We start from the raw sequence: 6245 nt of genomic DNA on the forward strand, positions 1-6245 counted from the left end.
CTTTCATTTTAAAGATAGTAGCTGTTTTTTTATGCAGCAATGTATGAGTGAAAATAAACTTACTAAGCGATAATGAAGCTGTCTATCTTCAATAATTTGTGAAAAATATATAAAGATTAAAATTTAAAAACTGAAAATTAATAATATATTGACCTCTTGGTAGGAAGTACTATAGAATGAAAGCGATAACAAACGATTGCTTTAAAATAATTTCCCTGATCTTTTAGTATTTATAAATATATGAAGACATAAACAAATCTATTTTTTTTAAGTATTAATGCAAACGTTTTCGTATTAAAAGGTCATTGAAATACATACGTGAAAATAGCCAATATGGAGGTGAAGTAAAAGAGATTTCTAGATTAATTTAAGCAGTGTTATTCAGTGAAAGCATAATAAATCGTTAGTAATATTTGAAGAAAGGGTGTATGTGGTGCAAATTACAAAAAGATTAATTAACAAAACAGTTTTATTACTTACTTTAATCGTTATGTTATCATCGGTTTTCTCTTTTCAAAGTATAAAGGCCGTTTCAAATTCGAAAACAACTGAAGTCATCATTCATTACAAAGAGCAGTCTGGAAATACAAAAGACTGGAACCTTTGGATATGGGGAGAAAATGCAAGCGGAAAATCATATGAATTTAATGGTAAAGATGAGTTTGGAAAGTACGCAAAGATTAATATAGATGGTGACTATAACCGTTTAGGATTTATCATTCGTACAAATGAGTGGGAAAAAGATGGTGGGGATCGTTGGATTGAAAATATAAAGGATGGTCGTGCTGAAGTATGGATTCTTTCGGGTGATGAAAAAGTATATCATTCTAAGCCGTCATCGGACCTCTCAATTCAAAAAGCAACTATTGATAGTTTCCATGAAATTACTGTAACGACTAATGTCCCGTTTCATTTTAAGGAAAAGAAAATTGAAATGGAAGGCATTAAAATTAAGAATATTACTCCTTATGATATAAACAGTGGAGACATTACGAATAAGGTCAAAATAATTACGGAACAGAAAATTGATTTAAAACAAACATACAAAGTTAAAATAGAAAACTTAGCTGATACGAATACTGAAATTGGTAAAGTCATTCGTAGCGAGGAATTTGATAATTTATTTTATTATGGTGGTAACGATTTAGGAAATACATATACCGCGCAACATACAAAGTTCCGTTTATGGGCTCCTACTGCAAGCGAAGCGAAGTTAGTTACATATAAAAACTGGAACGATAAAATAGGTACTGAAATAAACATGAAACAAGGTGAAAAGGGAACTTGGACAGCAGAACTAAAGGGGAACCAAAAAGGACTCTTTTATACGTATAAGGTCAAAATTGGTGATAAGTGGACTGAAGCTGTTGATCCGTATGCACGTGCTGCTTCTGTAAATGGAGATAAAGGGGCAGTTGTTGATTTAGAAGAAACAAATCCGAAAAAATGGAAAGCAAACAAAAAGCCAAAATTAAAAAATCCAGAAGATGCTATTATTTATGAATTGCATGTACGCGATCTTTCTATTCAGCCAGAAAGTGGCATTAAGCAGAAAGGAAAATATTTAGGGGTAACTGAAAAAGGAACAAAAGGTCCTGAAGGTGTGAAAACAGGCCTTGATCATATGAAAGATCTTGGTGTTACGCACGTTCAGCTTTTACCGATATTTGATTATGCATCAGTAAATGAAGAGAATTTAAACGAACCACAATATAACTGGGGATATGACCCGAAAAATTTCAACGTGCCAGAAGGCTCCTATTCTACAAATCCAAATGAGCCTACTGTTCGAATAACTGAACTAAAGCAAATGATTCAAACACTGCATGATAATAATCTTCGTGTTGTGATGGACGTAGTATATAACCATATGTACAATGCTACTGAATCTAATTTTCATAAGTTAGTTCCAGGTTATTATTATCGTTACAATGAAGACGGAACATTTGCAAATGGAACCGGAGTAGGAAATGATACAGCTTCAGAACGAAAAATGATGAGAAAATTCATGGTGGATTCGGTCGCATACTGGGCAAAAGAATATAACTTAGACGGATTCCGTTTTGATTTAATGGGTATTCATGATTATGAAACGATGAATGAAATACGTAAAGCTGTTAATCAAATTGATCCTTCTATTATATTGCATGGAGAAGGTTGGGATTTAAATACACCTCTTGCAGCGGAGTTGAAAGCAAATCAAAAAAATGCAAAGAAAATGAAAGGGATTGCTCATTTTAACGATAATATACGAGATGGATTGAAAGGTAGTGTATTTGAGGAGAAAGAAAATGGCTTTGTAAATGGGAAGGAAAACATGGAAGACCGTATTAAAAAAGGGATTACAGCAGGCATTGACTACGACATTAATTCGTCTACTTATCAAGATCCGGAGCAGGTGCTAACTTATGTGGAAGCACATGATAATCATACATTATGGGACAAACTTGAGTTGACTAATCCGGGTGACAGTGAAGAAGTGCGAAAACAAATGCACAAATTGTCTTCTTCGATTTTATTAACATCACAAGGTATTCCATTTTTACATGCAGGACAAGAGTTTATGCGCACGAAATATGGTGATCATAACAGTTACAAATCTCCTGATTCAATTAACCAAATGGACTGGTTGCGCCGTGCTGCATTTAATAACGAGGTAGAATATATGAAGGGCTTAATAGAATTACGCAAAAAGTACTCAGCCTTTAGAATAACATCTGCAGAACAAATTAATAAACAAGTATCATTTATTGATGTTCCAAAAAATGTTGTGGCTTATTCAATAGATGGAAAGGGCAATGGAAATAAAAACGAATACTTTATGGTGGCTCATAATGCAAATAGGGAATCCGTTGACATAACGCTTCCATCGAAAGGTCCTTGGAAAGTGTTAGTAGACGGTAAACAGGCAGGTAGTAAAACACTTTATGTTGTCCATCATAATAAAATTAAAGTTCCTGCGTTAAGTTCATTAGTTTTAAAAACAGAGAAACCGATTAAATAAATGCCCAAAAGCGGATGGAAGGTTGGCTTCACTTCGCTTTTAAAGTTAAAATAGTATAATTTCACATACTGTAATTATATTACAATTTAATAAAAAAAGAGAAGAACTTACCAAGTTCTTCTCTTTTTTATGTGTAATTATCGTTTCCTTGGTTTTAGATATAAGAGTTTATGAATATAGCAAAAGGCAAAACGATGATCCTATTTACATAGTGACGAAAAAATGACAAAACTGTAAGAATGCACGAATGTTTGTAAGAAAGTTCGATGTTTTCCTTTTTCTTTTTTTATTAAAGTGAAAAAGAAGAAAGCGGTGTCATAAGAGATTGTTATTTTTAGATGGGTACAATAACCAACACTATTCATGTAATGGAAGTATATAGCAATCCGTAAAGCAACTTACTAAAAAGGAGGGGTTTGAAAATGTCTTTTTCTCAATTCAATATTGATAGTTTTCGAGCAATTAATGATTTAGGTAAACAATATTCATTCCTAAACTCAACCATGATATTTTTGGCAGAATATATGGTATATATTTTTGCTTTAATTATTTTAGCTTATTGGTTTACTAGGTCCAGAAAAAGTAGGATGATGGTTATTCAAGCGATGTTTGCTTTTGTAATTGCTGAGGTGATTGGGAAAATAGCGGGGAAATTTCATCTGAATTATCAACCGTTTGCAGTATTACCTGATGTGAATAAACTTGTTGACCATGCTGTAGATAATTCATTTCCTAGTGACCATACGATTCTCTTTTTTTCAATTTGTTTTTCGTTTTGGCTTGTTCGTAAAAAAACTGGATGGTTATGGCTTATACTTGCACTTTGTGTAGCGATCTCTCGTATTTGGGTAGGGGTTCATTACCCTTTTGACGTTGCAATAGGGGCTTTAATAGGATGTATTTCAGCGGTATTTTCGTATTGGTTAGTACCGAAATTATCTTTTATTAGGCAACTACTTACTCAATATGAAAGAGTAGAGAAACATGTTTTACCATCCAAAAACAAATCAAAGGGATTTTAAGTATAGACTTTTATCATCCTCATTACTATTCTCCCCAAGTTGATTGGGCCGAGACATTCAATACACTTATTTATATCCATGAAGACGAAAAGGAATGGGTAGTACGTCTAGGTAATAAAACAGTTTATTACCTACTATTTAGATAACAATGAAGGCCATATTTTTGCAATGTTGTTAAATTAAAAACAACCATTATAGTAGTTTAGATAATGTAGAGAAACATAATGAATAGCCTAATCCCATCCTTAATAAAAACAAGAAGGGATTTGTACACTTCCAAATAACATGGTGATTCCACTCCCATCAAGCTAAAATTTTAAAGTATCCCCTAAATGGAAATTTTGTGTTTTTATAGCACCGAAGTATATTTTTATCGTTTTTGGGGTAACTTATTTTCTTCAGTTGATGGACATGTGGCGTGCCCCCAATATATAAATTTGGAACGATGTTAATTTTATCATATAGAATACCGTCATATTGATATAAAGGCGTTATCCTTTCCTATGATTTCTCAGAAAGAATAACGCCTTTTTCTTTTTAGGGGGGATTTTGTCTTATTACCTTGATAGTGATGTGGTTCTCCCCCTTATAAAGGTTACAAAAATCTTTCGAATTGATCTAACTTGCACAATGCTTCCCGTTAATATAATACGCTGATTCTGTGAAAACCGTAAAAACAACCTCTACTTCTGGAAGTCCAAAATCCATTACATATGTAGTAATGGCCTTGGCAAATCTATCACGAATTTCCTGTCCACGCTCGAACCATTTCACTTCAATAAGAGGAAACGCTTCTATTTCTTCTCCATTAAATACAAACGTAGAACTTGGTAGTTCCAACGTAAAATTATCCGTACCACACTCACAAATCTCTGCGAGCTCTTCTACTAATGGTTTACTTATGTGTTTTAATTGTTCAGTAGTAATTCCACGAAACACAACATGCGGCATGTGAACCCCTCCGTTAGATAGCTTTATATTTGTTCACATCATAGCACAATTTATTTTGCTGCACTAGAATCTATTGATACATTTCAACGATATTCTTCAGAATGGGGTCCCGTCCTGAAAATGCGGATTGAATTTTGAAATAAGTTATATGAGACATTCAAAAGCCTTATTCCACGTTATATTAGCCTTGTCTCAATAGGCTTTACTCTATTGGAACGAACTAAGAAACATTGATACAAAAGACTTTTTATCCTTAACTTTGTAAAAGCGCAAAATCCTGACGCTATCCGATCACTATCAAGCTAAATTTTTTAGTACCTTCAGAACGAAATTTTGTGTTAACTTGTAACAAAAAGTATATTTTTTCGTTTTGGGGTAATTCTGAATTCTTAAGTTGATGGATATGTGACGGTACCCTTATAAGGGCTAGTTTGCATCTTATGTGGTGAAGTTTATAAATAGTGAAAAAGAGCCCTACATAAATGGACTCTTTTACTTCAAGTATTAACTTACTGGATATCGATTAGAACCAAAATAACGTTCTTTTATAATTTGTAGATGATGAAGCTCGTGTCCAGCTATGATGTATGCTAATGCACGAACTGTAACTTCAGATTTGTTCGCATTTCCTTTTTGTAACCAAGTGTCTTTATCTAAGCTTTTCAGTAAATGCACAGTAGATTGGCGAACAACTATTAAATTCTCAAGAAGATCTTTCATAGATTGCTTATCAAAAGCAGCTTTAAGAACGTACATATCATCGTTATAGCCTGGAAGTTCTGCTGTCTCGCCTCGAGCAATAGATAACAAGCGATAAGCCATAATACGCTCTGTATCTGCAATATGGCCGATTACTTCTTTTATACTCCATTTAGTAGGCGCATATCGGAAAAGCCCCTCACTATCAGAAATCTCTTTTAATAAAAAATTCGTTTCCTCTATTTGTTGTTCTAAAATATGTATGATATTTCCGTCTGATACTAAGTTAATATACGTTGCATAATAAGAGTTATATTCACTTGCCTTCGGTCTAATTTGCATACGAATCATCCTTTATATTTAATCTTTAAGTACAGCTTATCATAAAAGAGTTTCAAATTAATCTGAAAGTTCTAAATTACAATAAAAAAATTCATCTATTACCTTAGTCGAAATCGTGTACTTTCACATCAATTAACAAACTGAAAAAGGATTTTTGATTTAACTCTTAGAATATCGTTCTATTAGGAGTTCTTTGATATGAACTGATTTTTGATTACTTTTGATGA

At 33.0% G+C, this 6245-nt stretch carries 4 protein-coding genes; 2 read left to right on the forward strand and 2 right to left on the reverse strand.

The window, feature by feature from the left end; all coding sequences use genetic code 11:
• The first annotated feature begins 433 nt into the window (after positions 1 to 433).
• Both pulA and KI369_RS25980 read left to right on the forward strand, forming a co-directional pair.
• Positions 434 to 3004, forward strand: a complete 2571-nt coding sequence (pulA, locus tag KI369_RS25975; RefSeq protein WP_212958311.1) for a type I pullulanase — start codon at positions 434 to 436, stop codon at positions 3002 to 3004.
• Positions 3005 to 3426: 422 nt separating this feature from the next.
• The gene (locus tag KI369_RS25980) at positions 3427 to 4026 is read left to right on the forward strand and encodes an undecaprenyl-diphosphatase (RefSeq protein ID WP_212958313.1); all 600 of its coding nucleotides are present in this window, start codon (positions 3427 to 3429) and stop codon (positions 4024 to 4026) included.
• 618 nt (positions 4027 to 4644) lie between these two features.
• On the opposite strand, the gene KI369_RS25985 is transcribed toward KI369_RS25980, so the two are convergent.
• Positions 4645 to 4977 carry a DUF1904 family protein gene (locus tag KI369_RS25985; RefSeq protein WP_001120954.1) on the reverse strand — a complete coding sequence of 111 codons (333 nt, stop codon included), beginning with the start codon at positions 4975 to 4977 and terminating at the stop codon, positions 4645 to 4647.
• A gap of 504 nt (positions 4978 to 5481) precedes the next feature.
• Entirely contained in the window at positions 5482 to 6018 is a 537-nt protein-coding gene (locus tag KI369_RS25990) for a DinB family protein (protein WP_212958315.1), read from the reverse strand.
• Between the last annotated feature and the right edge of the window lie 227 nt (positions 6019 to 6245).

The organism is Bacillus sanguinis, assembly GCF_018332475.1.
GTDB lineage: Bacteria > Bacillota > Bacilli > Bacillales > Bacillaceae_G > Bacillus_A > Bacillus_A sanguinis.